At 45.2% G+C, this 26,782-nt stretch carries 27 protein-coding genes; 17 read left to right on the top strand and 10 right to left on the bottom strand.

The window, feature by feature from the left end; genetic code table 11:
- Positions 1-58: 58 nt before the first annotated feature.
- Together B3M90_RS02435 and B3M90_RS02430 are read right to left on the bottom strand one after the other, a co-directional pair.
- A complete protein-coding gene (locus B3M90_RS02435) occupies positions 59-400 on the bottom strand; it encodes a hypothetical protein (RefSeq protein ID WP_214856756.1) in 342 nt (113 codons plus the stop codon).
- Between the two features lie 114 nt (positions 401-514).
- On the bottom strand, positions 515-940 hold the full coding sequence (locus B3M90_RS02430; protein WP_214856754.1) for an HIT family protein: 426 nt from the start codon (positions 938-940) through the stop codon (positions 515-517).
- A gap of 130 nt (positions 941-1,070) precedes the next feature.
- Here B3M90_RS02430 and B3M90_RS02425 point away from each other — a divergent pair, with 130 nt between their 5' ends.
- Positions 1,071-2,123 carry a TcaA second domain-containing protein gene (locus B3M90_RS02425; RefSeq protein ID WP_214856752.1) on the top strand — a complete coding sequence of 351 codons (1,053 nt, stop codon included), beginning with the start codon at positions 1,071-1,073 and terminating at the stop codon, positions 2,121-2,123.
- A gap of 35 nt (positions 2,124-2,158) precedes the next feature.
- On the opposite strand, the gene B3M90_RS02420 is transcribed toward B3M90_RS02425, so the two are convergent.
- Together B3M90_RS02420 and B3M90_RS02415 are read right to left on the bottom strand one after the other, a co-directional pair.
- Positions 2,159-2,410: a GlsB/YeaQ/YmgE family stress response membrane protein gene (locus B3M90_RS02420; protein ID WP_087679752.1), complete on the bottom strand. Its 252-nt coding sequence runs from the start codon at positions 2,408-2,410 to the stop codon at positions 2,159-2,161.
- 33 nt (positions 2,411-2,443) lie between these two features.
- The gene (locus B3M90_RS02415; protein WP_087679753.1) at positions 2,444-2,692 is read right to left on the bottom strand and encodes a GlsB/YeaQ/YmgE family stress response membrane protein; all 249 of its coding nucleotides are present in this window, start codon (positions 2,690-2,692) and stop codon (positions 2,444-2,446) included.
- Between the two features lie 312 nt (positions 2,693-3,004).
- Between B3M90_RS02415 and B3M90_RS02410 the strand changes: the two genes are divergently transcribed.
- Both B3M90_RS02410 and B3M90_RS02405 read left to right on the top strand, forming a co-directional pair.
- A complete protein-coding gene (locus B3M90_RS02410; protein WP_214856750.1) occupies positions 3,005-3,739 on the top strand; it encodes an ABC transporter ATP-binding protein in 735 nt (244 codons plus the stop codon).
- Positions 3,736-4,872: an ABC transporter permease gene (locus B3M90_RS02405; RefSeq protein WP_214856748.1), complete on the top strand. Its 1,137-nt coding sequence runs from the start codon at positions 3,736-3,738 to the stop codon at positions 4,870-4,872. Before B3M90_RS02410 ends, B3M90_RS02405 begins: the two co-directional genes overlap by 4 nt.
- Positions 4,873-4,934: 62 nt before the next feature.
- Here the strand turns inward: B3M90_RS02405 and B3M90_RS02400 are convergent, their stop codons facing one another.
- A complete protein-coding gene (locus B3M90_RS02400; RefSeq protein ID WP_035409402.1) occupies positions 4,935-6,233 on the bottom strand; it encodes an ammonium transporter in 1,299 nt (432 codons plus the stop codon).
- A gap of 117 nt (positions 6,234-6,350) precedes the next feature.
- Here B3M90_RS02400 and B3M90_RS02395 point away from each other — a divergent pair, with 117 nt between their 5' ends.
- The 7 genes from B3M90_RS02395 (at position 6,351) to mscL (ending at position 13,119) form a co-directional block, all read left to right on the top strand.
- Entirely contained in the window at positions 6,351-6,653 is a 303-nt protein-coding gene (locus B3M90_RS02395; protein WP_035409401.1) for a MerR family transcriptional regulator, read from the top strand.
- Between the two features lie 142 nt (positions 6,654-6,795).
- On the top strand, positions 6,796-7,842 hold the full coding sequence (hemE, locus tag B3M90_RS02390; protein WP_035409400.1) for a uroporphyrinogen decarboxylase: 1,047 nt from the start codon (positions 6,796-6,798) through the stop codon (positions 7,840-7,842).
- The gene (gene hemH, locus B3M90_RS02385) at positions 7,839-8,771 is read left to right on the top strand and encodes a ferrochelatase (RefSeq protein ID WP_023467355.1); all 933 of its coding nucleotides are present in this window, start codon (positions 7,839-7,841) and stop codon (positions 8,769-8,771) included. Before hemE ends, hemH begins: the two co-directional genes overlap by 4 nt.
- Positions 8,761-10,170 (top strand): protoporphyrinogen oxidase, encoded by a 1,410-nt coding sequence (gene hemG, locus B3M90_RS02380; RefSeq protein WP_214856746.1) that lies wholly within the window; start codon positions 8,761-8,763, stop codon positions 10,168-10,170. The genes hemH and hemG overlap by 11 nt, the downstream gene beginning before the upstream one ends.
- 135 nt (positions 10,171-10,305) lie before the next feature.
- Positions 10,306-11,757 carry a cardiolipin synthase gene (cls, locus tag B3M90_RS02375; protein ID WP_290782425.1) on the top strand — a complete coding sequence of 484 codons (1,452 nt, stop codon included), beginning with the start codon at positions 10,306-10,308 and terminating at the stop codon, positions 11,755-11,757.
- A 75-nt stretch (positions 11,758-11,832) separates the two neighbouring features.
- Positions 11,833-12,714 carry a Cof-type HAD-IIB family hydrolase gene (locus B3M90_RS02370; protein WP_056059977.1) on the top strand — a complete coding sequence of 294 codons (882 nt, stop codon included), beginning with the start codon at positions 11,833-11,835 and terminating at the stop codon, positions 12,712-12,714.
- Between the two features lie 12 nt (positions 12,715-12,726).
- Complete coding sequence (gene mscL / locus B3M90_RS02365) at positions 12,727-13,119, top strand: large-conductance mechanosensitive channel protein MscL (protein ID WP_035409394.1); 393 nt, start codon at positions 12,727-12,729, stop codon at positions 13,117-13,119.
- Between the two features lie 263 nt (positions 13,120-13,382).
- Here the strand turns inward: mscL and B3M90_RS02360 are convergent, their stop codons facing one another.
- The gene (locus tag B3M90_RS02360) at positions 13,383-15,545 is read right to left on the bottom strand and encodes an ATP-dependent helicase (protein WP_290782423.1); all 2,163 of its coding nucleotides are present in this window, start codon (positions 15,543-15,545) and stop codon (positions 13,383-13,385) included.
- 268 nt (positions 15,546-15,813) lie between these two features.
- Here B3M90_RS02360 and B3M90_RS02355 point away from each other — a divergent pair, with 268 nt between their 5' ends.
- Positions 15,814-16,290, top strand: coding sequence for a GNAT family N-acetyltransferase (locus B3M90_RS02355; RefSeq protein ID WP_290782421.1), 477 nt, complete (start codon positions 15,814-15,816; stop codon positions 16,288-16,290).
- A 49-nt stretch (positions 16,291-16,339) separates the two neighbouring features.
- Here B3M90_RS02355 and B3M90_RS02350 read toward each other — a convergent pair whose 3' ends face one another.
- The 3 genes from B3M90_RS02350 to B3M90_RS02340 all read right to left on the bottom strand — a co-directional run bounded on the left by B3M90_RS02350 (position 16,340) and on the right by B3M90_RS02340 (position 19,956).
- Positions 16,340-17,806 carry a glycoside hydrolase family 32 protein gene (locus tag B3M90_RS02350; RefSeq protein WP_290782419.1) on the bottom strand — a complete coding sequence of 489 codons (1,467 nt, stop codon included), beginning with the start codon at positions 17,804-17,806 and terminating at the stop codon, positions 16,340-16,342.
- An 86-nt stretch (positions 17,807-17,892) separates the two neighbouring features.
- Positions 17,893-19,476: a diguanylate cyclase domain-containing protein gene (locus B3M90_RS02345; protein ID WP_290782417.1), complete on the bottom strand. Its 1,584-nt coding sequence runs from the start codon at positions 19,474-19,476 to the stop codon at positions 17,893-17,895.
- A 15-nt stretch (positions 19,477-19,491) separates the two neighbouring features.
- Positions 19,492-19,956, bottom strand: a complete 465-nt coding sequence (locus B3M90_RS02340) for a GNAT family N-acetyltransferase (RefSeq protein ID WP_290782415.1) — start codon at positions 19,954-19,956, stop codon at positions 19,492-19,494.
- Positions 19,957-20,126: 170 nt separating this feature from the next.
- Here B3M90_RS02340 and B3M90_RS02335 point away from each other — a divergent pair, with 170 nt between their 5' ends.
- Both B3M90_RS02335 and B3M90_RS02330 read left to right on the top strand, forming a co-directional pair.
- The gene (locus B3M90_RS02335) at positions 20,127-21,044 is read left to right on the top strand and encodes an ABC transporter ATP-binding protein (RefSeq protein ID WP_290782413.1); all 918 of its coding nucleotides are present in this window, start codon (positions 20,127-20,129) and stop codon (positions 21,042-21,044) included.
- Positions 21,022-21,765 (top strand): ABC transporter permease, encoded by a 744-nt coding sequence (locus B3M90_RS02330; protein ID WP_035409387.1) that lies wholly within the window; start codon positions 21,022-21,024, stop codon positions 21,763-21,765. The genes B3M90_RS02335 and B3M90_RS02330 overlap by 23 nt, the downstream gene beginning before the upstream one ends.
- Positions 21,766-21,821: 56 nt before the next feature.
- Here B3M90_RS02330 and B3M90_RS02325 read toward each other — a convergent pair whose 3' ends face one another.
- Positions 21,822-22,463 (bottom strand): YczE/YyaS/YitT family protein, encoded by a 642-nt coding sequence (locus B3M90_RS02325; RefSeq protein WP_290782411.1) that lies wholly within the window; start codon positions 22,461-22,463, stop codon positions 21,822-21,824.
- A 170-nt stretch (positions 22,464-22,633) separates the two neighbouring features.
- On the opposite strand from B3M90_RS02325, the gene B3M90_RS02320 reads away from it, so the two are divergent.
- The 4 genes from B3M90_RS02320 to B3M90_RS02305 all read left to right on the top strand — a co-directional run.
- Positions 22,634-23,197, top strand: coding sequence for a glycerol-3-phosphate responsive antiterminator (locus B3M90_RS02320; RefSeq protein ID WP_023467370.1), 564 nt, complete (start codon positions 22,634-22,636; stop codon positions 23,195-23,197).
- 195 nt (positions 23,198-23,392) lie between these two features.
- Positions 23,393-24,217: an MIP/aquaporin family protein gene (locus tag B3M90_RS02315; RefSeq protein WP_029340954.1), complete on the top strand. Its 825-nt coding sequence runs from the start codon at positions 23,393-23,395 to the stop codon at positions 24,215-24,217.
- Positions 24,218-24,247: 30 nt separating this feature from the next.
- Entirely contained in the window at positions 24,248-25,738 is a 1,491-nt protein-coding gene (gene glpK, locus B3M90_RS02310) for a glycerol kinase GlpK (RefSeq protein WP_214856735.1), read from the top strand.
- Between the two features lie 133 nt (positions 25,739-25,871).
- Positions 25,872-26,782: glycerol-3-phosphate dehydrogenase/oxidase (locus B3M90_RS02305; RefSeq protein WP_290782408.1), on the top strand; the 911-nt coding region annotated here is incomplete at its 3' end.

Genomic DNA, 26,782 nt, shown 5'->3' with positions numbered 1-26,782 from the left:
ACAATGGCTCAAACGCGCAAAATGCAAACTATACAAAAACAAATCGAAGCAACGGATCTTACTTTTGTGGAGAAAGCTGGTCTGCTTCCTGTTTCGCTTCATCAGCGAGAGACTGGATCTTCGTGAGCGATGCTTGGACTTCCGTTTGGTATTCCGAGACGCTCTGCATGACTTCTTCCTTGAAGTGCATACCAGACGCTTTTGCTGTCTCTACTAAGTTCTTGCCCTCGTGGGTCAAATCCTGCACATTCGTTACGATTGTAGAATAAGAATTTCGACGTTGATGACCGTTCGAAGAGTCGCTTTTCGTACCTTGGCGAAGCGCCTTCAGACCATAAAAAGTCACAAGTGTTAGCGTAGCACCAAAAGCGACCCAGTTACGGGCGGGACGCTTCGACATGATAAACCTCCTTTTTAATATTAAAATATTTGTTTCATATTATTTTACCGAAAATTGAATGAAAGAAACCTATTTCGGCAATATTTTTCTAAGGAGAGAAGAAAAAGAACAGCCTTAGATATGCGAAGCGATTGAATTTGCGAGCTCAGCCAATTCTTCTGCCGTATACTCGTCGTTATGGACTTCCCACTTCGCGCCGAATCCGTCTTGCTTATCGTGACGAGGAATGAGATGCAAATGGAAGTGTGAGACTGATTGACCCGCTACTTTTCCTGTATTGGATAGAAGGTTCATACCAGCTGCCTCTGTCTCTTGTTGAAGCGCACGGCTGATTTGCGGAATCGTCGCAAACACGTCCTGTGCCTGTTCAGGCGAGAGATCATACATATTATCGGCATGCTGTTTTGGGATGACGAGCGTATGTCCTTTCGTCACTTGTGACAAGTCGAGGAAGGCGAGAACGGTTTCGTTCTCAAATACGATATGACCAGGAACTTCTTTGCGAGCGATTTTACAGAAGATACATGATTCTTTTTGCATGGAACAGTCACTCCTTTGGGTAAGATAATATTAGTATACGGAAAGTTTCCGCCTTCCGCACGATTGACAGTCAACTTGAACCCGATACACTTAAGACCATACAGCTAATGGAAAAAAAGGAGCGAAGTGCATGGCATCACGAATAGCCTCAACGGCACAGAAAAAACGAAAACGACGTTTACTCATTGGTAGCGCCTTTATCGCATGTCTGTTTTTGTTAGTTGCCTTTTGGTTTGGGCGCAACATGCAAGAGGCGGCAAAAATGGAGAAAACGGACGAGCGGCTTGCTACTCTATTGAAGGAAAAGGATCAGCGTGGATTCCAACAACTAGTCACGATGAACGATAAACCATTACCGATGAGTGAGGCGACACGACTCATTACTTGGTTGACGACTGAATCAGAACGAACAGATCGGGTCATCAAACAAGTCAAACAGGATCAAGACTCTGGTAAACAAGTAAAGGCACATCTATTTACGTTACAAAAAGAGGATGGATGGCTTTGGTATGACCGGTATTCTCTCGATCTGAATCCACAACGACTGATCGTTTCAAGTGATGTCCCTAAAACAGAAGTATCATTAGACGGGGAAGTCATTGGAACGATGGATGGAACATCACTAGAAATCAAGCGTTCTCCAGGAGAATATGATGTCCAGGTGAGCGCCGACCAATCAGGACAGACCGTTCAGGACTCAAAAACCGTTCAACTCGGTGATGAACCAAATACGGCAGTTGATTTTAAATTAGCTGATCAGTTCAATACGACTGTATCAAACGAATATGCAGTCGATATCAAAACATTACTTGAGACGGAAGTGAAAGCGCGAACTGGAAAAAGTATCAATACGATGACGGGCTATCTCGGACGTTCGCGTGATTCGTTCGAGAATACGTTCGGTACGCCTGATTCGACTGTTGCCAACCGAGCACGATACGATGGATATGAAGTGACCTATCAGTCGGGTCAGGTGCAAGAATTGTTGATCCGATTGAATAAGACTCCGGATGAATTGGAAGCTGTCGCTGGAAAACCAGAACGAAAGAAGCGAGAGCAAGTCGGTACCGTTTGGGAATATCCGTCTAGTTTTCTCGAAGGTGTGTTCGAATGGTTGAACTTACGAGCAGAAAAACGAGTCGTCGAGCGAGAAGACGGCATGTGGTTACAATTAAAAGACTAAAAAAATCCTCGGACAGAACGTCCGAGGATTTTTGGTTATCGTTTATTCACCGCACGGAGAATGAACGATACGATAAGGATAAGAATGATAGCTCCGAGTAAAGCAGGAACGATTGCGAATCCGGCAACCATTGGACCCCAATCTCCAAATAATGCTTGACCGATGATTGCACCTACGAAACCAGCGATAATGTTACCGATGATACCGCCTGGAACATCTTTACCTAAAATCAAGCTTGCTAACCAACCAATAATACCGCCGACGATTAATGCCCATAAGAATCCCATTTAAAACACTCCTTTTCAATTTAAAATTTATGATTACTTGCGTACTGCCCGGAGAATAAGTGAAACGATGAAGATCAAGATGACTGCTCCGAGAATAGCCGGAATGACTGCGAAACCAGCGATTTTTGGTCCCATTGAACCAAAGATGGCTTGACCGATCATCGAACCGATGAAACCAGCGATGATGTTACCGATGATGCCGCCCGGTACATCTTTTCCAATGATTAAACTTGCGATCCAACCGATGAGACCACCAACGATTAATGCCCATAAGAATCCCATTTTTAAACAACTCCTCTACATATTAGTTTTACCTGTTTTCAGGCAGTTATAAACACGTGTGAAAGTGAAAAAAAAGAAATCATTCATTGAAAGGACTAGAAGATTAGACCACTTGATAGAGATTAAATGAACGATTCATCGTTTTCACTTTCGATTTGCATGTAAATCGTTTTCATATATTGATGTAACGATTACACTTAGAGTAATTGCCGAAAAAACAAGTATTAAAACATTATATTTTAAAAAATGAGGCACGAAGCTAGAAAGTCTAAGAAGATCTACCTTACGATGAGCTTAAAGGGAGTGGCAAACATGTTATTGGATATCAAAGGTTTATCAGGCGGATATGGATCGAAAACCGTCCTTCATGACATTAATATCGAAGTCGATCGGGGTGAACTCGTTGGTTTAATTGGTTTAAATGGTGCGGGGAAATCGACGACGATCAAGCACATCCTTGGATTACTACCAGTCAAGACGGGATCAGTTCGAATCAATGGATTGGATTTAGCAACGAATGAAACCGAGTATCGTCGTCAAGTCGCATATATTCCGGAACAGCCAATGTTATATGAACAGTTAACGTTGCGGGAGCATCTTCGTTTAATGGCGCAAGGATATGATGTCGAAGAGACGATTGCGACAGAGCGCGCGCAACATTACGCTGAACGACTTCGAATGACGAAACAACTCGAATGGTTTCCGAGTGTCTTTTCAAAAGGGATGAAACAAAAAGCAATGATCTTGTGCGCCCTTGTCACGGGGAGTGAATTGTTGATCGTTGATGAACCATTCGTTGGACTTGATCCACTGGCAATCCGAGAGTTGCTTCAGATTTTTAGTGAACTGAAGCAGGACGGTAAAGGAATTTTAATGTCAACGCATATCCTGGAGACAGCCGAGCGCCACTGCAACCGATTCGTTCTCTTACATGAAGGACATATTGCAGCGGAAGGGACAACGGCTGCTTTACGAGCTCGTTATGGACTACAAGATGGAACGCTGGATGATCTGTACGTTGCTGCGATCGAGGAGGCAGAACGATGAATAGCCAGTCCTTATGGAAGGAACGGTATCAGGCGGCGATGACGGAAACAGTGAAATATACACGATATATGGCGAATGGTGGACTGTTATTCACCGTCTACTTTGTTATTTTATACGCATTAGTCGTCTACGGTCGTTTCCTCGACCAACTCGATCCATCGTTTCCAGGTCGATTCGTCATGGCAGCCTTATTTCTGATTCTGCCGCTCTACCGGACAAGTCGAACGTTTCTTGTCGAGGCGGATCAAGTGTTTCTATTACCCGTGTTAGCGAAGTTATCCAGTTTCATGCAACAGGTGCGCGCATATAATGCGATTTTTGGTATCATCCGTGCCGTGATTCCGTTTTTAGCTGTCGTTGTTCTCTATGTTCGAACGGAACAGACGACACCACTTGAACTTGTTTTACTTGGAGCAGCACTTGCTTTGTTCGGAGCGGCTGCGAATTTATCCAAGCTTGAAGGCATCGCACATCGAACAGTGTTATTGTATGCATTTGGAGCAGCACTACTCGTCATCATCGATATGGCATGGATGTCGATCGTCGTTGCCTTGCTGTTAATGGTCGTCCTTCATCTGAAGCGTCAGGATCATCTCCCATTACGTGAATGGATTGCGCTCGAACGAGAATCACGTGATCGTTTTTATCGACTAGCCAACTGGTTCGTCGATGTCCCACATCTATCGGCAACGTATAAACACCGTCGTCTCTTAAGTAACATGGTCGAGCGGATTCCGTACCAAGCCCAGACGACATTCGATTATTTGTATGTCAAACAGTTCATCCGGAGTGGGGACGGCATCGGATTGATTGTTCGTTTAACACTGATCGGGGCTGTGTTCATGTGGTTGGCGAGCGGTAACGTTTGGTTCGTGGCACTTGCGATTCCTGCGTTTGGTGGATTAACGAGTTTTCAATTGGCGCCGTTTACGAAAGCAGTCGATCAGCATCTGTTGACTCGCTTATTGCCATTTGGGAATGCCGTACATGCTAAACGGAAAATCATCCGCTTCGCAGCAATCAGTCAATGCATCGTTTTGACGCTACTTGGATTCTTCTTAAGTGGATCCATGTATGTCGTTGGTGGGGCAGCTATAGCACTTGTAATTGGTGAATACTATGCCCGAAAATAATAAACAAGAAAGAGCCTACGCGATGGATGTTCATCGCATAGGCTCTTATTCGTTATGAACCATTAATTGACACGTTCGTTTGATAGATCTTCTTCTTCAACCATATGCAATTCCTTGCTGACAGGAGCAGGAAGATCGTAAGAAGCTTGACCATGTTCCGCGACGTCAAGACCACGGAGTTCATCTTCGCGTGTGATTCGAAGTCCGATCGTAAGGTCGAGGACTTTTAAGAAAGCATAACTTAAGACGCTGACGATGACGATAGCAAAGACGACACCAAGAGCTTGAACACCGAGTTGAGTGAAGCCACCCCCATAGAAGAGTCCTGCTTGTCCGATACCTGTGATTTCAACAAGTCGTGGTGAAGCGAAGAATCCAGTTGCGAGTGTACCCCAGATACCAGCGACGCCATGAACGGAGAAGGCGCAAAGTGGATCATCCACGCGACTTGCGAGAAGAATGCTCGTTCCATACGTGATCACACCAGCAAGGAAACCAATGACGACGGCTGCCCATGGTTCCACAAAGGCACAGGCTGCAGTAATGGCGACGAGTGCAGCTAATACACCGTTGATGATCGAAGGAATATCTGCGACGCGACGGTGCCAGAACGAGATGGCAAGAGCGCCGAGGGCACCTGCTGCAGTCGCGAGTAACGTCGTCAAAGCAACGTAACTAAAGAATCCGTCGGCAATTGTTAATGTCGAACCAGCGTTGAAGCCGAACCAACATAACCAGAGGATGAAGGCACCGACGACAGAATAAATGACATTGTGTCCAAGCAACGGTGTTTTTTCAGCACCGATTCTTTTCTTAAGCAGTAAAGCAGCAACAAGTGCAGCAATCCCACCTTGTAAGTGGACGACCGTTGACCCGGCGAAATCTTGCATTCCGAGCGAACCAAGGAATCCACCTGCCCAAACGGAACGAGCAATGATCGGATAGATGATAGCAACGAAAAACGTTCCGAACAACAAGTAAACGGATAATTTAGCACGTTCTGCGAATCCGCCCCAAGCGATTGCGAGAGAGACGGCGACAAACGAGAGTTGGAAGAGGAACTTTACATCAATCGTGATGTTCGACCAATCAAGACTGCTGAATCCTCCATGTAAGAAGAATCCTTCTGTTCCGATAATGGAGTTACCATCACCGAACGTCAATCCGAATCCGATAGCCCAAAAGGCGAGAGCGGCAACTGAGAAGCTGATAATTTGTTTAACAGCGACGTGCCCCGCGTTCTTTGCCCGTAACATCCCTGTTTCCAGAAGTAAGAATCCGATTTGCATCGTAAAGACGAGCAGTGCTGCGAATAAGACATAAAACGTATCGACTGAAATTGCGAGTTGTTCCAGTTTCATTATCGTTCCTCCTTTATCCATTTAAAGTATGTGTTTACTTTAGACGGAAATACTTTAAAAGAAACGTGTTGTGTCAGAAAATCTGACATGGTATTTTTGTAGAAAGGAGTGACGGAGATGAAGTACCGCGAAAAAAAGGTGATGTCGATCGGAATCGTCTGTGAATTGACCGGCTTGTCAGAACGTCAGATTCGTTACTATGAGGAACGGAAATTAATCTTTCCAGAACGGACAAATGGAAAGACGCGAAAATATTCGTTTACGGATGTCGAGCGACTCGTCGAAGTCGCGGAAAAAATCGAGGATGGTTGGCGCACGCACGAAATTCGAGAAAAAGAACGTAAGGTAACGGAACAGCAACGTTCTGACTTAATTCGTGGTCAGTTAAACGCTGCATTCGGTCTTTACAAGAAACAGTGAACATTTCATGAACTGGTAACAGAACTGTCATTTTGTAAACGATTTATTGGCACAGACTTCTTAATTTCAGATATAATGTTTCTGTGTTCACAAACTTATCGTACGTTTTTTGGGGCGTTAGAACGAGTATAAAGGGGTAGTTATGATGAAGAAATTCAATGATACGTTTTTGCGGGCGATCCGTGGCGAGCAGATTGATCACGTTCCCGTCTGGTACATGCGACAAGCAGGTCGTTATCAAGCGGAATATCGTGAAATCAAGAAGACACGGACGCTTTTCGAGATCACGCATGACTCGGAGCTAGGCGCATATGTGACAGAACTACCTGTAAAACAACTAGGAGTCGATGCAGCGATTCTATATAAAGATATCATGACGCCACTTCCGTCGATGGGCGTTGATGTTGAAATCAAGAGTGGCATTGGTCCAGTCATTGCGAATCCGATTCGCACGATGGCAGATGTCGAAGCACTGCAACCGTTCAACCGTGAAGATATTCCGTACATTTATGAAACAATTCGTTTATTACGGGAACGACTTGAAGTGCCGTTAATTGGTTTTTCCGGGGCGCCATTTACACTTGCGAGCTATATGATTGAAGGTGGACCTTCAAAGGGATACCATAAAACGAAAGCATTGATGTATGGACAACCTGAAGTATGGCATGCCTTAATGGAGAAACTAGGTGACATGGTCATCGATTACATCAAATCACAAGTAGATGCAGGGATTCAAGCGTTCCAAATCTTTGATTCATGGGTCGGAACGACAAGCCGGAAAGATTATGTCCGTTACATCAAACCGACGATGGAACGCATTTTCACGGAACTAAAAGATACAGGCGTGCCGATGATCATGTTCGGTGTAGGGGCGAGTCATTTGGCAGAAGAGTGGCATAGCTTACCGTTAGACGTCGTTGGACTCGATTGGCGCTTATCGATCGATGAAGCACGTGAACGTGGGCTGACGAAACCCGTCCAAGGGAACCTCGATCCGTCTTATCTGTTAGCACCATGGGATATCCTTGAAGCGAAAGCGAAGGAGATTCTCGACATGGGAATGAAACAACCAGGGTTCATCTTCAACCTCGGTCACGGCATCTTCCCGGAAGTTGATCCAGAAGTATTGAAACGTTTGACTGCATTTATCCATGATTATTCGAAAGAAAAAATGGAGGTAGAAAAATGAAGACGTTAGGATTACTTGTCATGGCGTATGGTACGCCGTATAAACCTGAAGATATCGAGCGGTATTATACGCATATCCGCCGCGGACGCAAACCGTCTCCAGAAGCATTGGCAGAGTTGACGGAACGCTACGAAGCCATTGGTGGAGTCTCACCACTCGCACAGGTCACGATTGACCAAGCAGAAGAGCTGCACCGTCAATTGTCTGAGAAATATGCCGGTGAAATCGAGTTTAAGCTTTATCTTGGTCTAAAGCACATCGAGCCATTCGTTGAGGATGCTGTCGAGCAAATGGCAAAAGACGGCATCACAGAAGCGGTCACGGTCGTTTTAGCACCGCACTATTCGACGTTCAGTATTCGTTCATATAATGGTCGTGCGAAGGAAGTCGCAGATCAGCACGGTATTCGTCTCGCATCCGTTGAATCGTGGTACAAAGAAGAAGCATTTCTCGATTGGTGGGGGAAAGAAATCCGCAAGACGTTCGACGCTTTACCAGTTCCTGAAGAAAAAGCCGTTCTCGTCGTTTCGGCGCACAGTCTGCCTGAGAAAATCATCGCAAACGGCGATCCGTACCCAGAGCAATTGAAAGAAACTGCCGAATTGATTGCACAACGTGCCGGTGTACCGCATATGATCACAGGTTGGCAATCAGCTGGACAAACACCTGAGCCATGGCTCGGCCCTGATGTTCAGGATCTGACGCGTGATGTTTACGAAGAAAAAGGATACGAAGCGTTCGTTTACGTGCCAGTCGGCTTCGTTGCGGACCATCTAGAAGTATTATTCGATAATGACTATGAGTGTAAAGTCGTCTGCGACGAACTCGGAATCCATTATGCGCGACCTGTCATGCCAAACGCGGATCCTGCTTTCATGAAAGCTGTCACGGAAGCCGTCGCGAAACAGGTGGGTAGTTATGTCCAGTAAACGTCTCGTCATCGTGGGCGGCGGTATATCAGGACTTGCGGCCGCCTATTATGCAGAGAAACAGTTTCCGGAAATGAACATCACGTTACTTGAGGCAGAAGGTCGTCTCGGTGGTAAGGTGGCAACATATCGGGACGAAGGATTGACGATCGAGCGGGGACCAGATTCGTATGTCGCACGAAAACACGTACTGACGGATCTCATCGAAGAGATTGGATTAGGGGAGCAACTCGTTCGTAATAACACGTCGCAAGCCTATATATTGGATGCGCGAGGTCTCCACCCGATTCCAAAAGGTGCCGTCATGGGTATCCCGACGGATTTAGAGTTATTTGCAAAGACTTCTTTGTTGACGGAAGAAGAAAAAGCAGAAGTGTCAGAACGATTGCTTCACCCTGCTCCTGATTTGACGATTCCAGAAACAGATATCCCACTAGGAGAGTATTTGCGTCCGCGTCTTGGAGATGCGCTCGTCGAAAAGCTGATCGAACCGCTTCTTTCAGGCATTTATGCTGGTGATATCGACCGGATGAGTACGTTTGCGACCTACCCACAATTTGTTGCAAATGAACAAAAGGCAGGAAGTTTGTTTGAAGGAATGCGTCTCATGCGTCCGCTTGACCAAGAACAAGGTCCGACGCTCAAAGCGACAGGTCAATTTTTATCGCTCGCTACTGGACTCGAGTCTCTCGTCGAGCGGCTAGAAGAGGTGCTTGAACGGACAGAAATTCGTCTTGAGACACCACTTCGCTCGATTAAACGGGAAGAAGATGGGCGGTATCGTCTCGAAACGGATCATGGTCCAGAGTATGCCGATGATATTTTGTTGACGATTCCGCATCGCCAAGTCGTGTCCCTGTTACCAGAAGCGACGCTGCCTGGGCTTGCGAACCTCTCGACACACTCGACGGCGACAGTCACGTTGATTTTCGATAAGGAAACAGCGTTGCCGATCGATGGAACAGGTTTCATCGTCAACCGTCAGGCACCGTATTCGATTACAGCGTGTACGGCGATTGATCAAAAGTGGAATCATGCAGCACCGAATCATACCGTGCTTCGTGCCTTCATCGGTCGTCCCGGAAAAGATGCACTCGTTCGTGAATCAGACGAAATGATTGAACGGGTCGTCTTAGAAGATCTTGAAGCCATCTGTGGTCGTCCGTTGCAACCGGAACGTGTCGTCATCAGTCGTCTATTAGACGGCTTACCGGCCTACACGGTAGGGCATGCACAGCGGATTCAAGAAGTGCGAGAAACCATCGCTTCGCACTATCCACACATTCATTTAGCCGGACTTGCTTATGATGGTGTTGGATTGCCAGACTGTGTAGCAGGTGTCAAAGCGACACTTGAACAAATGGCGTTACAACAACCGGAACCATGTCAAGAATCATGAAAGACCTAAACCTTTTTGAAGCCATTTGTGCTTTAAAAAGGTTTTTTTGTCTTCAAAAGAATGACACGGAAGGAAACGGGAATAGGAGACAAGGGACCAAAATCGAACAATACCGTTGAAACGGGAGGGAATCGTATGGTGGAAGTATGGAGTACGTTCACGATCATCATCGTCTACGGATTGCTCATCATGAATATCTTTGCGGTCCTAACGGTTATTTTTCTCGAACGGCGCGATATTGGTGCGACGTGGGCATGGGTGTTCATCTTGTATTTCGTTCCACTCGTTGGGTTTCTCGTCTATCTGTTTTTCGGAAGATTGTTGAAAAAATCGAATTTTTATCGTATTACGGAAGAAGAACAACTAGAACACGATAGACGGATTGCCTTACAGAAAAAAGAACTCGTGACGATGGGGCGGCACCCGATGATTCAAAAGCACCGGGATATGATTCGGATGAATCTGATGTCGAACGGTTCGTTACTCAGTCTCTCGAATCAACTCCAGATTCTTTCGGATGGAGAACAGAAATTCAATCGGATGATTCAAGATATCCGCCAGGCAGAACATGAAGTGAATATTCAATACTACATCATTCAGAAAGATCGCCTTGGGCTAGCGTTGATCGATGCATTAACCGAATGTGCTCGTCGTGGAATCAAAGTCCGTCTATTATACGATGCTGTCGGATCACGTAGTCTCAAACGGACGGATTTCAAAGATTTACTGGTACACGGGGGAGAAGTGTTCGCTTTTTTCCCGTCGACGATCGGTTTCGTTAATTTTCGCTTAAATAACCGCAATCACCGTAAATCCTGTATCATTGACGGTCGAATCGGCTACATTGGTGGATTTAACGTCGGTACGGAATATCTAGGTATCGACGAAAAGTTCGGCTACTGGCGGGATACGCATTTTCGCTTGAAAGGTGATGTCGTTCACGATCAGCTCGACCGTTTTATTCTTGACTGGAATCAAGCGAGTGACGTCTATACAGAAAAATCATTGTTCTACTACGGGATACACAGGGTTCAGAATATATTACCGATGCAGATCGTCACGTCGGGTCCGGATTCCCGTTCAGAATATCTGAAGCTTGCTTTGATCAAGATGATCAATGAGGCAAAGCGGACGATTTACATTCAATCGCCTTATTTCATTCCAGACACGAGTTATTTAGATGCATGTAAGGCAGCCCTTCTGTCTGGAGTGGAGGTGCGCATCATGATTCCGAATAAGCCGGACCATCCATTCGTTTACTGGGCGACGACAGCTGCTGTAGGAGAGTTGTTGTCGTACGGAGCTAAAGTCTACACGTATGAACCTGGATTTTTACATGCGAAGACGATTGTTGTTGATGGAGAGATTGCTTCAGTCGGGACGACGAATATCGATGCACGAAGTTTCCGTTTAAATTTCGAAATGAATACAATCGTCTATGATCAGGAAGTAGCAATTGAACTAGAACGGCTCTTCTTAGCCGATTGTGATGTATCAAAGCTCATGACGGTCGAGTCGTATGTTGCGCGTTCAAGAATGATCAAATTCAAGGAAAGTATTTCGCGTTTGTTGTCACCAATCTTGTAAACTGTGTTTACGACCAGTCAAAATGTGAAAAATGGTATAGTGGTATGGAAATAGAAAAAGAGGAGAGTGAAGACGATGGCAAATCCAATTAAATTACTCGTATCAGACATGGATGGTACCGTTCTTTCGGGCAAACAACGAATAGAACCGGAGACGATTCAGGCAATTGAAGCAGCACGCGAACAAGGTGTCGAGTTTGCAATTGCAACAGGACGTAATTACTTAAATGCTAAAGAATTGACGGATGCCGCAGGAATTCATTGTCCGATCATTGCTTCAAACGGGGCACGTGTGATGACCGTCGATGGAGAAGAGTTGAGTGCGACGACTCTAACGACAGAACAGGCACAGCAAATTTACGGCATCATTAGCCAGTACGAAGTCTTCTTCGAGATGTTCTGTGATCAAGGACTCGTGACAGCGCAAGGAGCGACGATTGATGCAGCCTACGATTCGTTAAAAGAATTAAGTGAAGAAAGTGATCGGGCAAAACAAGTGCTTGATTTCTTCCACGATCGCTATTATGTCCACGAAGACGTCAAGATGATTGATGGATTCCGGTCATACATTCGTAATCAAGCGGGAAAAGTATTCAAGTTCATTTCGTTCTCATTTGATCAAGAATTGATGAAAACAATCTGGCAGGAAATCGAGCAGAAAGTCGAGGGTGTCTATGTCACGTCGTCAGGACACGATAACATCGAAGTCATGGCAGTCGGTGCCGATAAAGGAACGGCAGTTAAAATCCTCGCGGACCACCTTGGTGTGCCGATCGAACAAGTCGCTGTCATCGGTGATAATTTGAACGATCTTCCCATGTTTAAGGTTGCTGGAAAGGCGATCGCGATGGGGAATGGTCATGATGAAGCAAAAGCGATTGCGCATCACGTAACGAAAACAAACGATGAGCACGGCGTCGGATATGCGATTCAGCAATTGGCGTCCCGTGCTTGGTAAGGGGGATTTTTCATGTTTAAGGCATTTAAGGAGTTTGCTTTTCGAGGCAATGTGATCGATTTAGCGGTCGGAGTCATTCTCGGTGCTGCGTTCAGCGGGATTATCAAATCACTCGTCGACAGCGTCTTCATGCCGTTGATCGGTATCATCATCGGTGGTATTGATGTCAAAGGATTATCAATCATGGTCGGAAATGCAAAATTACAGTACGGTCAGTTCCTTCAGGCGAGTATCGAATTCTTATTGATTGCCTTTGCTTTGTTCATCTTCGTCAAAGGAATCACTTCGTTCCGGAAGAAGGAAGAAGTCGTCGAAGAAGAAGCGGTACCAACGACAGAAGAAAAACTATTGACAGAAATCAGAGATGCCTTGATTCGTCAAAATGAGTCATCACCTAAAAACTGATATATACCAAAAGGGGCTGACTCAAAAAAAGAATGACGCGTCTTTTCACGCCCTTTCCTCAGGCGAGACACAAGCCAGTTTTCCTGCTTCCTTGAAGCAGGAAAGCGGGTCTTGTTCGTCTCTGACAACGCACAAATGCGTTTTTCCTGTAGGAGTGGCGTGTGACGCGTCATTCTTTTTATTATGAGATAAGGGGGACAGATTGATGATCTGTCCCCCTTATCTTTGTAGAGACTGACTTTTGAGTCAGCCTCTTTTTTGTCTTATAAAATTTCGAGTAATGCATTTTCGGAGCAGACTTGTAACGAAAGCTGTTTTTTCATTCCTTGATCAAATGAAATTTCTAGCACGTCATCAACCAGGTGCAAGACGGTTCCGGGACCAAATGCTGTATGCGATACACGCATGTTCTCAGTGATCGGAAGTGGAGGAACTTTAGCTTGCGCTGCAATGGCAGGACGTTGGCGTTCTATTTTTCGTTTTGCGGAATCCGGTGTAACAAGACGATGAACGTCTTCGACGAATGGTGAGACATCGAACGATTTCGATTTAAAACGATAAGACAGGAGATGCAGTTCGTGTCGTGCCCGTGTCATCCCGACGTAAAACAAGCGTGCTGCTTCTTCCATATCATCGAGTTGTCCATTCTTGTACGCCTTGATCGTGTCAGCCGATGGAAGAATACCAGCAACGAGATCAATCATAAAGACGCGATCAAATTCAAGTCCCTTTGCACTGTGAAAGGTCGAAAGAGTGACCGCATTTTGATTTTTGTTTTGTTTCGCATCACGCATCAACTGTTCGAGATGCGCAATCCGCTCACGAAAGGCGAGTAACGTCGGTACATCACTTGCGATGTTATCGATCGTATTTAATGTCTCAAGCAGGTGGTCGAGACTAAAACCGAGACTCTCACTCATTTTCCGCAAATTCTTTTCGTAGCCCAGTTCATGACGAATCAAAGAGAGGGCAGCAGACGGTCGAACGGTCTGAATGGAAGCGAATGTGCGCTTCATTTGTTGAAGTTGTTTCTTTTGATAAAACTTCATTTCGATTTTGTTTATGAGTAGATCAAATACAGATTCACCCGAACCAAACTGTTGCAATTGAGCCAGTTGAGCTTTCGAGATATATCCGGCGAACTTCGTATGGATGGTTGCTAGAACCTCGATATCTGTTGGATCTTGTGCGAATGTCATGAAATTTAAAATATCCTTCAAAATCCAATGACTGAAGAATTTATGATCAACATCCTTAATGTAAAAAGGAATGTTTGCTTGATCTAACGCATTCATGACGTTGATCGAAGAAGCATTGTTGCGATATAAGATGGCGACTTCGCGGTAATTCGTTTCCGTCCGTAACTGATTCAATAAATAACGAGTCTGATCTTCATAAGTCGGTAGCGTCTCTAAGATAATTGGACGAACCGCAGCATTCTCCGTGAACATCTGTTTCGGATAACGTGCTTTATTACGTTGGATGAATTGATTGGCGACTGAGACGATGTCCTTTGATGAGCGATAATTTTGTTCCATGTAAAGAATCGTCGCATTCGGATACGTATCCTTGAAGTGGAGAATCTTGGATGCATCTGCGCCACGCCAACTGTAAAGCGTCTGGTCATCGTCCGCGACGACACAAAGGCGATTATGGGGTAAGGCTAACTTTTCAACCAGTTGATGTTGAACGAGTGATGTATCTTGACTCTCATCTGTCAGAATATAATCGAAGCGACGTTGGTAATGTTGCAATAGACGACGGTCTTGTTCCAAAATCGTATTAGCATATGTCAACATATCATCGAAATCAAGTAACGGATGTACAGGATCACGAGACTTGAATTGTTCATATGCGACATAGATGTCAGGAAAGTGTTTGATCGCCGTCGGTACTGCCTTGATTTCTTTTAAAGAAAGAAGGCGATTTTTGACAAAGGAAATCATCCGTAACAACTCATCCATTTGATCATCGGTAATGACACTCCGATTAATTTCCTGGAAAATACGGCGCAGTAACATCCGTTTATGTGGCGCATTCGGATGTTGTTGATCCATCGGTCCTTCGATGATCGTATAGGAGAGGCGTTGTTGAGACGTATGGTCCCGGACGACTTGAAAAGCAAAACTGTGGATTGTCGAAAAAGCCGCTGTCGTTCCGATTAGTTCATGGAATAAATGATAAAATCGATCCGCCATCTCGCGAGCTGCCGCTTTACTGAAGGTCAGTCCAAGAATACGATGTGGTTCAATTTTTTTTTGTAAAATCAAATAGGCAATCTTAAAATTAAGGGTCGTTGTTTTTCCAGAGCCGGGTGAGGCGAGTAACAGCAACGGACCATGGTCATGTTCAATTGCCTGTTGTTGGACAGGATTCAATTGAATGCCGGTCAATCGCTCCATCTGTTTGAAAAAATCTTCATGCATGATACAGTTCACCTCGAGCGTTTAATTTCGTGTCCATTAAATCGAACTCTCCCTAGTGTAGCATTTTTGATGATCGGATTGGATTACTGAAAGACGAACCGTGGAATAAAGAGACAAAAGACTATTGGAAGCAATGTAAGAGGAGTGACTTTAAAAGACTAGGCAAATGGACTCAAAAATATTAAAATGGGAATAGATGTAAGAGAGTACTCTCTTGTCCTGTACAAAGAGGGAAGGCGGAATGAGAATGTCTGTAGTGAAATTACACATGTATACAAATGAACATTATGAACAATGTGAGGCGTTCATTCTTCCGGAAGAACAAGTTCAGTTTACTTCTTTTCCAACAGATGTCGTTACGGATGCGGTTGCACATCCCGATAAGTTTCCGGTTGTTATTAAAAAAGACGAACTCGTCGTCGGATTTTTTATTCTCCATCTCAATCCCCCTAAAACACACCGGACGGATGAACAAAGTGTCCTGTTACGTGCCTTTTCGATTGATGAACGGCATCAACATCAAGGATACGCGAAGGAAGCGATGATGCAGTTACCGGAGTTCGTCCATCATCATTTCCCGGAAGTCACATCGATTACACTTGCGGTCAATAAAAAGAATATCGCTGCAAAATCACTGTATTTCAAGACGGGATATGTCGATACGTTACAATCGGTCATGGGTCCAATCGGAGAGCAACATATTCTCGCCTTCGATTTAGAAAAGGAATCACGATTGAAGCAGTGAAGTAAAAAAGCATTTTCCTGATTCTATTCAGGAAAATGCTTTTTGCTATTTAAGATAAATCGTAAATAGAGAGGTGGGCAATCGCCTCACCAGAGAATCCGATACCTCGACTCGTTGCTTTTGGGAAAATACGTCCGCTTGCGACGGCTTCTCCATCATTGAGGAAAAGTTCGAACGAGGACCGGTCCACAAACAAACGTAATGTCTGCAAGTCTTTCGAAAGGACAGTCGATCGTGATGTACCAAATGATTCAGCAGGAACCTCCACACCCGAACGACTCCGGTCAATCGTAAATTGACGCGAAACGACATCATATTTAAATAGGGTTTCTTCTGTAACGTCTTGACGAATTGAGAAGCGGAACGAATCCGACGACAGCTTCAAGTCTGTCATCACGAGTTCGAAAATCTCGGCTTCCGCAACCGTCACATCTTGCTCGAAAAGAATCGTTTCGTCAAATAAGGTTTCTTTTCGTAGCTGTGTCAGTTCATGGACAGGTCGTTGACGAAGTTGTCCCTGTTCGATCGTTAATTCACGCGGCAATGTCAAAGCATGTGCCCAGTTATAAATGTCAGAAGGATAACTAATGTCCGGTAAACCCATCCAACCAACAAGAATCCGTCGACCATCTGCCGCCTCAGTTGTTTGTGGCGCATAGAAGTCGAATCCGAAATCGAGTTCTTGGAAAGGTTCATGTGTGAATGTTAAGTTGGGTAAAGCTAACGGTTCCCCGATGAAGTAACCGGACTGGAAAATATTTTGATAGTTCGTACCATCTGGCTCAATCCCTTGAGGACTAAAGAGAAAGACGCCTTTTCCATTAAGCTCGAAATAATCAGGACATTCCCACATATAACCGAATGTCGGGTAGTTCGTCCGTAACTCACCGACCAACGTCCAGTGCTCTGCATCTGGAGACTGATAAATGACAGTACAACCTGTCAAGTCAGTGCGCTGTGCTCCAAGTATGCAGTACCAGATGCCCGATGCATCTTGAAAGACTTTCGGATCACGAAAATGTTCTGTATAGCCTTCAGGAACGGTTGGAATAGCAGGTGGTAAGTGTTTTTCAATCCGTCCATCCGAACGAAGGTGCCCAACGATTTGACTCGTATGGCGATTCCACTCCGCGTCCCGTTTGTTACCGGTGTACATGATGTGCACTTGATCATCTTTGATGAAGCCACTACCGGAATAAGCGCCGTGCGAATCAGGATCGTCATTTGGAATCAAGGCGGCCCCTTCATCGAACCAATGTACGAGGTCTTTTGATGTCATGTGATACCAGTACTTTAGACCATGAACAGGACCGAGTGGGAACCATTGATAAAATAAATGATAAAGACCGTCGTGGTAGACGAAGCCGTTCGGATCATTCAAAAGTCCGGTTGGAGGTTGGATATGGTAAGAAAATCGCCAAGGAGATGTTCTTACTTCTTCCTTCATCACTTGGTATACGGTCGGATCGACATCCGAGAGGGGACGATATCGTGCTTCACGTGTCCATTGATTCATGCTGACAGCTCCTTGTTGAAAATTTATACGCTTCTCGTTCACCTTACGGAGGAGAAACGCGCTTGTCAATCCTCCGTTCCAAAAGGTCAATGAACGGAAATACATCCTTTACCATCTTGCTTCGAACGATAGAGCGCTAAATCCGCATGGTGCATGACTTGCTCGAGCGATTCATCTGCTATCTGTTCAGCGAGTCCGATGCTCATTCCGATATGGACGGTCTGTTCTTCTAAATGATAAGGCATCGAGACATGGGCAATCCATTGTTCACCTAAGTGTTGTGCTTCTACTACAGACTGATTCGTTAAGACGATGATGAACTCATCGCCACCAAGACGAGCGACGAAGCCACCAGGTGGAAGTAACTGTTTGAGACGTTGACCGACCTCGATCAGGAGGAGATCACCAAGTGCGTGCCCATATGTGTCGTTAACTGCTTTAAAACCGTCTAAATCGAGACAAAGGTAGATGGAATGCGTTCCTATAGGTAATTGTTCGATGTATTGAGCAAGACCATTTCGATTCGCAAGACCCGTGAGACTGTCACGTTGCGATAATCGTTCAAACGTCAGTTTTTCTTTTTCGGTATGCAGCAATCGACGAATCAGTTGCTGTAGGGCATCTGTCAATGTCTCGATTTCTCGGATTCCACGATGGTTCGGAAGTGATTTTGAAGGATCACCTTGCATTTGTTGTGCGGCATGCGTGATTTTTAAGAGTGGTCGAGTCAGCAGTTTCGCTAACATCCACCCAAGCACGGCTGTAATGAGAGAGGCAATTAACCCAGCGATGAAAATCGTTTGGCGTAAAGCGTCGGCATCAGCGAAGGCAATCGATGTCGGTTGACGCACGAGAACCGTCCAACCTAGTCCATCATAGTCTTTGTAACCACGGCTCGTACTTTGACCAGAGACGAATTCTTTCTCTTTCCAAAAAGCGGTCGCAGGAGCATTCGAAGTGAGCGTTACACTAGTAGGCAATGTCTTACCACTCCATCCGTTTGGTCCAAGCAAAATAGTCTTTCGATCTTGACTAACGATGAAGACATCGACTTTTTGGAGAGAAGAGGTAGCGCTCTGGAAACTTTGTTCAATCGCTTTAGCCCATTCGAAACTGAGGTGTGTCGCGAGGACGCCGGAAAATCGTCCCTTATCATATAAAGGTGTACTTATATCGACAAATTGGAGTGGCTCACCACTTGGATTCGGCAATAATTTTGCGAGTAGGACGGCTTCATGAACATCACCGATGAATGGTTGCGATAATGCTTCTTGAAAAACAGGTCGTTCTTTGATCGATGTTCCTTCAAGAATCTGGTTCGTTGACGCAATGACTTTACCGTTCGCATCTAAACGACCAATCCAAGAAAAGTCGGGAATCTGTCGTTGTAACTCCTCTAGTGTCCGACGTGTTTCTACTTTTTGATCTGTTTGTTGAATCGTTGATAAAGAGCCGAGCAACTTCACTTCTGCATAGCGTGACCACATGTAATGATCGAGCTTGTCGGATAGTTGATGAGCAGTCGTTGACAGATTCATTCTGACTTCCGATTGGAGTCGGCTTGTCGCGTGTTGACTGATGAAGAAGGTCAACAACAGCGTCATGCTAAAAAATAATAGGGAAATCAATCCCGCTAATAGGATGTCAAAGCGAAGTGAGGGTCTGGACATTGTGTGATACTCCATTCATACGTTTCTCATTTGTTTTTTGTTTGACTCATATACATAGACGTCTATTTGCTGTTCACGGTTCGAGATGCTCGTTCGCACGTAACGGAATCCATGTTTTTCCCAAAACCGTCGGGCTTTTGCGTTATCAGGTAATACGGCGAGGTGAATCTGTGACTCTCGACTTAAGAATTGATTGAAAAAGGCGGACAGTAACCGATTACCCGTTCCGGTACCATGATGAGAAGCATCAAGTAAAAATAAACCAATCCACGTTGTACCGTCTTGCGGATGCTTTGGGAGGTAGTCAATCAGTAAGACAGGTTCTCCATGGATATACCCGATCAGCGATACAGTATCGGGATTCAAGAATTCCTCCTGTAAGATCGAATCAGAGAGTGGTAGCGCCCGTTCTTCTAGGCATGCATACTCTGGAACGCTTGCGTACAGTGATTGAACGATCGGAAAATGTTCACGTGTCATTTCTTCAAAAAGAATCATCTGAAGACTCCATTCCTTATTTAGTCTCAAATTTCTGCGTTAGCGGATTTTTATTTGGAATCAGATTACATATTTGTAAGAAAAGAAACTTTCGCAGGGAATTCACGTACACTATATAGCATAAACAAAATATGAATGAGGAGGAAGAGCAGATGTTAAAGATTGAAAATATCTCAAAGCGTCTCGGAAAAGAGCAAATTCTAAAAGACGTCAGTTTTGAGGTATCCCCAGGAGAAGTGTTCGGCTTCCTCGGACCAAATGGGGCAGGGAAGACGACAACGATTCGTATCATCACGGGTCTGCTTGAGCAGGATGCTGGGCGAGTCACGGTCAATGGCTATGATGTCGTAGAAGAGCGTTCGAAGGCATTAACACAAATCGGAGCAATCGTTGAAAATCCAGCTTTTTATCCTTATTTAACAGGCAAACAAAACTTGATACATGCAAAAAACCTGATTCCAGGACTCGGACAAGTCGATTATGACGCACTTGCTCGTCTCGTTGGTTTAGAAGGAAAGCTTTCGAAGAAAGTCGAAGAGTACTCACTCGGAATGAAGCAACGTCTTGGAATTGCTCGCGCGTTGTTACATAATCCGCGCGTCTTGATTTTAGATGAACCGACGAATGGTCTGGATCCATCCGGGATCGCAGAACTTCGTGAGTATTTACGACAAATGGCGCGTGAGCAGGATATCGCAATTTTGATCTCAAGTCATATGCTGAGTGAAATGGAACAAATCAGTGATCGATATGCCATCATTGATCAAGGTGTCATCAAGTCAGTCGAATCGGTTCGTAACGAAACCGGAGCAAAGGTGGCACTTCGCGTCAATAAGGAAGCGATGACTGACGTACTTGAAGCCCTTCGCATCGCGAACTATCCATCAGAAGTACTTGATGAACAAATCATCATCACAGCACCGGAAAGTGAGTGTCCGGCGATTGCCCGACTTGTCGTGCCGATTGCTGACTTACATGAATTGACCGTCAAACGCTTGACGCTCGAAGAACAATTCCTGCAAGTAACGAAAAAAGAGGGGGATTCACATGCTTTCGCTCATACAAAATGAATGGATGAAATGGTGGACGACTAAAAAAGCGAAAATCGTCTTAGCGCTATATGTCGTCATTGCGGTTGGTATTATCATTGTGGCGAAGACAAATGATTTTGAGTTCACACGCTATGATTACTATTCCTTAACGTTTGTGTTGTTGACCTCCTTATTAGGGATCATCACGATCGTCTTCACGGCAGAAGCTATCGGGAATGAAGTACGATATGATACGATGAAACATCTATTAATGAGTCCATATTCACGAATGACGATTTATTTCTCGAAGCTGATCTTCTCGATCTTGATCATGTTATTCCAATTCGTGTTCATCGCTGCGATCGTCTACGCAGGCTCATTTGTGTTTTCAGAGGTAGGAGATCCGATCCTGTTCCGCGACACGATCGTTGAGGTCGTCAGTCCGATTTTTACGATATTTATGACGTTGTTCTTCTCATTATTATTCCGCTCGGTCGGTATGATCATTGGCTTTACCGTATTAGCGCAGTTCTTTACGAGCATTGCGGGAAGTCTATTGATCGGCTTTAAACCAGCGATTGCCAAATGGATCGTATTCATGCACTTGGACTGGTCGATGTATTTCAAGGATTCTGTTTCCTATGGTATCAGTGAAGCAATGGGAACATCTTTAACATTCTCCGTCTTGTTCGTAATGGCGCATATCATCGTCTTATTAGGCGCGTCAATTCTTGTTTTCCAGAGAAAATCCTACACGTAAAGAAAAGAGTTGCTCATGGACGAATTCGTCCGTGAGCAACTCTTTTCTTTGAGTATTTAAGAACTAGTTCGTTTAGGCGGACGAGCCGTAATCGGGAACAGTCGCTGAAACCATTCGATCAGCGGACCATTCAATAGTAAGAAAATAAAAGTCCCGACTCCGATGCCGATCAATTGACGTTCAATCAGTGAAAAGAGACTGGCAATCAAAAAAGGAATCCCGAGACTAATCGTTGCTCCGATTGATGTACTTTTAAAGCGGATGATGAGTGATTTCATCAAGTAATCTGGCGGCATCAACACGAAGCCGATTTGGAGATAAAGTGCGAGTCCAAGTGAAATCAACGGCATACCGATTAACATATACAAGCCGCGCATCCATAGTCCTTGTGGTGTGTAGATCAATTGATGGATTGATAAGAAGAAATCAATTGCGGCGCCGAACAGTACGACGAGTGCGAAACTGAGGACGATCGTCCACCAACTGAAGCGGCTTCCAAGAGAAAGCGCTGCAATCAAGGCAAGCGCATGTAAGACGATGATAGCGAGTCCGACAGTTAACGGTGAGATCGCCGCGACAGCTTCACTCGCTGATGTCCAAGGTGCACTGCCGATCGAGGCGGTTACCATAAAGCTGTTACCTAGGGCATTAATTAAAATCGAGAATAAATAAATAGTGATCCGTTTTTGCTGACTCATTGACGTGCACAGACGGTAGGACTGCGCATTCACCTCCTGAAAATAAATCGTTTCGTTAAGCTATACCCTAATCGTAGCGCTCTTTTCACTTATTTTCATGAAAAGAGCATTGCCTAATACCTCAGTTTCACGACATACTTAGGACACATTACGAATCAGGGGGAGAACGCATGACATATTTTGGACAGAAGATCCTGCCTTCCGTTAGAAAATTAGAAGACTTTGAAAAGATGCTGAAGAGTCCATATGAGTATGGGGTCTTACTCGAAATGCACGTCTCGCGTTTAAAAGCAGTCTATGAGATGGCACATCGATACGACAAAAAAATGTTTTTGCATATGGATCTCGTCCAGGGGTTAAAAAATGATGAGTACGCGACGGAATATGTTTGCCAAGAACTGAAACCGTATGGTGTCATTTCGACGAAGGCGAGTGTCATCTTGAAGGCACGTCAAAAAAAGGTCAAGACGATGCAGCGTATGTTCTTACTCGATTCCAGTTCACTTGAAAAAAGTTATCAACTTATGGAACGGACGCAACCTGATTACATCGAAGTATTACCAGGGTTGATGCCAAAGTACATTCAAGAAGTGAAGGAAAAGACAGGGCGTCTCGTATTCGCTGGTGGACTTATCGATACGGTCGAGGAAGTGGAACAAGCAATTGAAGCGGGTGCCTCAAGCATTACGACATCGAATAAGGACTTGTGGCGTCATTTTGAACCACGCTCCTAACCGGACTGTGATGAAAATCATTCGGATTGTTTGACAGCGTTTTCACTGGTTGTTATAGTGATATCAAGTTGATACAAAGTGACGGAGAAAAGGGAGATTCACGTGTGAGTCCTGCTTGAAGAAAATTCAAGCATGAACTGACGTGGATCTCCTTTTTATGTTGCTTTTTTCACATAACAAAAAGGAGGAATACACATGTCACCCTTACTAGCGGAATTTTTAGGTACAGCCTTGCTTGTCGCGCTTGGAAACGGTGTTGGTGCAGGCGTTAGTTTGACGAAATCGTTTGCGAAGGATGCAGGCTGGATCGTCATCACGTTTGCCTGGGGTTTTGCTGTGGCGATTGCCGCGTATGCCGTCGGTCAATTCAGTGGAGCACACCTTAATCCAGCAGTGACGCTTGGTTTAGCCTTTGACGGTTCATTTGCATGGGCGGACGTACCAGGCTATATCGTCGCTCAAATTGCCGGCGGGATACTTGGTGCAAGTCTTGTTTTCGTTCATTACTTACCACATTGGGCGGAAACGAAAGACCCAGCAACGAAACTCGGCGTCTTTGCGACGTCACCAGCGATTCCACATACATTTGCCAATCTAATGAGTGAAATGATTGCGACGTTCTTACTTGTCATCGGGTTGTTATCGATCGGAGCGAATAAGTTCTCGGATGGTTTAAATCCATTGATCGTCGGTTTCTTGATCGTCAGCCTCGGTATGTCATTCGGAGGCACGACAGGATATGCGATGAATCCGGCGCGGGACCTTGGTCCACGTATCGCTCACTTCATCTTACCGATTCATGGAAAAGGATCATCGAACTGGGGGTACTCTTGGATTCCGGTTCTCGGACCAGTTCTCGGTGGAAGTCTTGGCGGATTGTTTTATCGTTCGGTCTTCACAGGAAAAGATACACCGGCTTTTTGGGTTGTAGGACTTGTGACAATCGTCATATTAGGCTTATGCTATAGATTCGGTGTTCGTCCGAACAAAACAACGTCAGTGGAGTCAAAGTCAGCTTAACTTATTTAGATACAAAAGGATGGGGAAGAGATGGAGAACTACATTTTGTCATTGGATCAGGGAACGACGAGTACACGTGCGATCCTGTTTAATCGTGCCGGCGAGATCGTCCATTCAGCACAACAGGAATTCACGCAGTATTTTCCGAAACCAGGTTGGGTCGAACACAACGCAAACGAGATTTGGGGAAGTGTCCTTGCTGTCGTGGCGACTTGTCTGACGGAGGCGAACGTAAAGCCATCGCAGATTGCTGGTATTGGAATCACGAACCAACGTGAAACAGCTGTCGTCTGGGAAAAAGAAACAGGGAAACCGATTCACAATGCAGTCGTGTGGCAATCGAGACAAACGGCTGAAATCTGTGAAGCGCTTCGAGCAGCCGGTCATGCCGAGCTCTTCCGTGAGAAGACAGGTCTATTGATTGACGCTTATTTCTCTGGTACGAAAGTCAAATGGATTTTAGATCATGTCGAAGGAGCACGGGAACGTGCCGAACGTGGTGAACTACTGTTTGGTACGATCGATACGTGGCTCATCTGGAAATTATCCGGCGGAAAAGCACATGTGACCGACTATTCGAATGCAAGTCGTACGTTGATGTATAACATTCATGAATTGAAATGGGATGACGAGTTACTCGGCATCTTAGATGTCCCGAAAGCGATGCTTCCAGAAGTACGACCATCTTCTGAAGTGTACGCAGAGACAGCAGGGTATCACTTCTTCGGAGAAGCAGTTCCGATTGCTGGAGCAGCGGGCGATCAGCAAGCCGCATTGTTTGGTCAAGCGTGTTTTGATACAGGAATGGCGAAGAACACATACGGTACAGGCTGCTTCATGTTGATGAACACAGGGGAAGAGGCTGTGAAATCAGATCACGGATTGCTGACGACGATCGCATGGGGCGTCGATGGAAAAGTGGAGTATGCTCTAGAAGGAAGTATCTTCGTCGCAGGATCTGCGATTCAATGGTTACGTGACGGCTTACGTCTCATTGATGATGCCAAAGAATCAGAAGGATACGCAACACGCGTCACGTCTTCAGACGGTGTCTACGTTGTACCAGCATTCGTTGGTCTTGGTACACCTTACTGGGATTCAGACGTTCGTGGTGCCGTCTTCGGTTTGACACGTGGTACGGAAAAAGAACACTTCATCCGCGCGACACTTGAATCACTCGCTTATCAGACACGCGACGTCCTATCTGCGATGGAGCAAGATTCAGGCATCGAGATGAAAACGCTCCGTGTCGATGGTGGAGCGGTTAAAAACGACTTCTTGATGCAGTTCCAAGGTGACATCATCCAAGCGCCAGTTGAGCGTCCGGAAATCAATGAGACGACGGCATTAGGTGCAGCCTACTTGGCAGGTCTTGCTGTCGGATTCTTTGAAAACCGTGAACAAATTGCTACGCAATGGAAAAAAGAACGCCGTTTCGAGCCGAGTATGGCAAAAGAAGAGACGGATGCGCTTTATGGCGGATGGCAAAAAGCTATTCAAGCTACGATGTTGTTTAAATGATGTGATCTATGTTATAGTAAGGTCAAGTTAATAAACCGGTCGGAGAATATGGAGAGACCACAGCAACAGTTGACATAGTCAGCGTGTTTGTTGTGGTCTCTTTTTTTTCGAACCTAAACAGGAGGAACTATTCATGGCTAACCAACCATTCTCAAGCAAAAACCGTGCAGATGTCTATAATCGATTAACACGTGAAGAACTCGATCTACTTGTCGTAGGTGGCGGGATCACAGGTGCGGGAATCGCCCTCGATGCGGCGTCACGCGGTATGAAGATTGGCCTCGTCGAAATGCAGGATTTCGCATCTGGTACATCTAGTCGTTCAACGAAATTAGTCCATGGTGGTCTACGTTATTTAAAACAATTTGAAGTTCAAATGGTCGCTGAAGTCGGTAAAGAACGTGCGATTGTTTACGAAAACGGCCCACACGTTACGACACCAGAATGGATGTTACTTCCGATGCATAAGGGCGGTACATTCGGACCGTTCAGTACGTCAATCGGTCTTCGTGTCTATGACTTCTTAGCAGGTGTTAAACGTTCTGAATGGCGTACGATGTTATCTGCAAAAGAAACATTAGCAAAAGAACCACTCGTTAAACAAAAAGGTCTAAAAGGTGGCGGTTACTACGTCGAGTACCGCACAGATGATGCTCGTCTAACGATTGAAGTCATGAAAGAAGCAGTCGAACATGGCGCACGTGTCGTCAACTATACAAAAGCAGAAGAAATCATCTACGATGCTGGAAAAGTCGTCGGGATGCGTGTGACAGACCTCTTGACAGGTGACGTGCATGAAATCCGTGCGAAAAAAGTCGTCAACGCGACAGGTCCATGGGTTGATGAATTACGTGAAAAAGATGGCTCGAAAGTCGGGAAACAACTTCGTTTGACAAAAGGTGTCCACGTTGTCATCGATCAATCGAAATTCCCACTCAAACAAGCGGTCTACTTCGATACACCAGACGGTCGGATGATTTTTGCGATTCCACGTGATGGAAAAGCATACGTTGGTACGACAGATACGTTCTTCGATAAAGATAC

Origin of the sequence: Exiguobacterium sp. UBA6309 (assembly GCF_002439205.1) — a bacterium.
GTDB lineage: Bacteria > Bacillota > Bacilli > Exiguobacteriales > Exiguobacteriaceae > Exiguobacterium_A.
The sequence above is the reverse complement of the archived record's forward strand: the minus strand, read 5'-3'. Positions and strand labels throughout refer to the sequence as shown.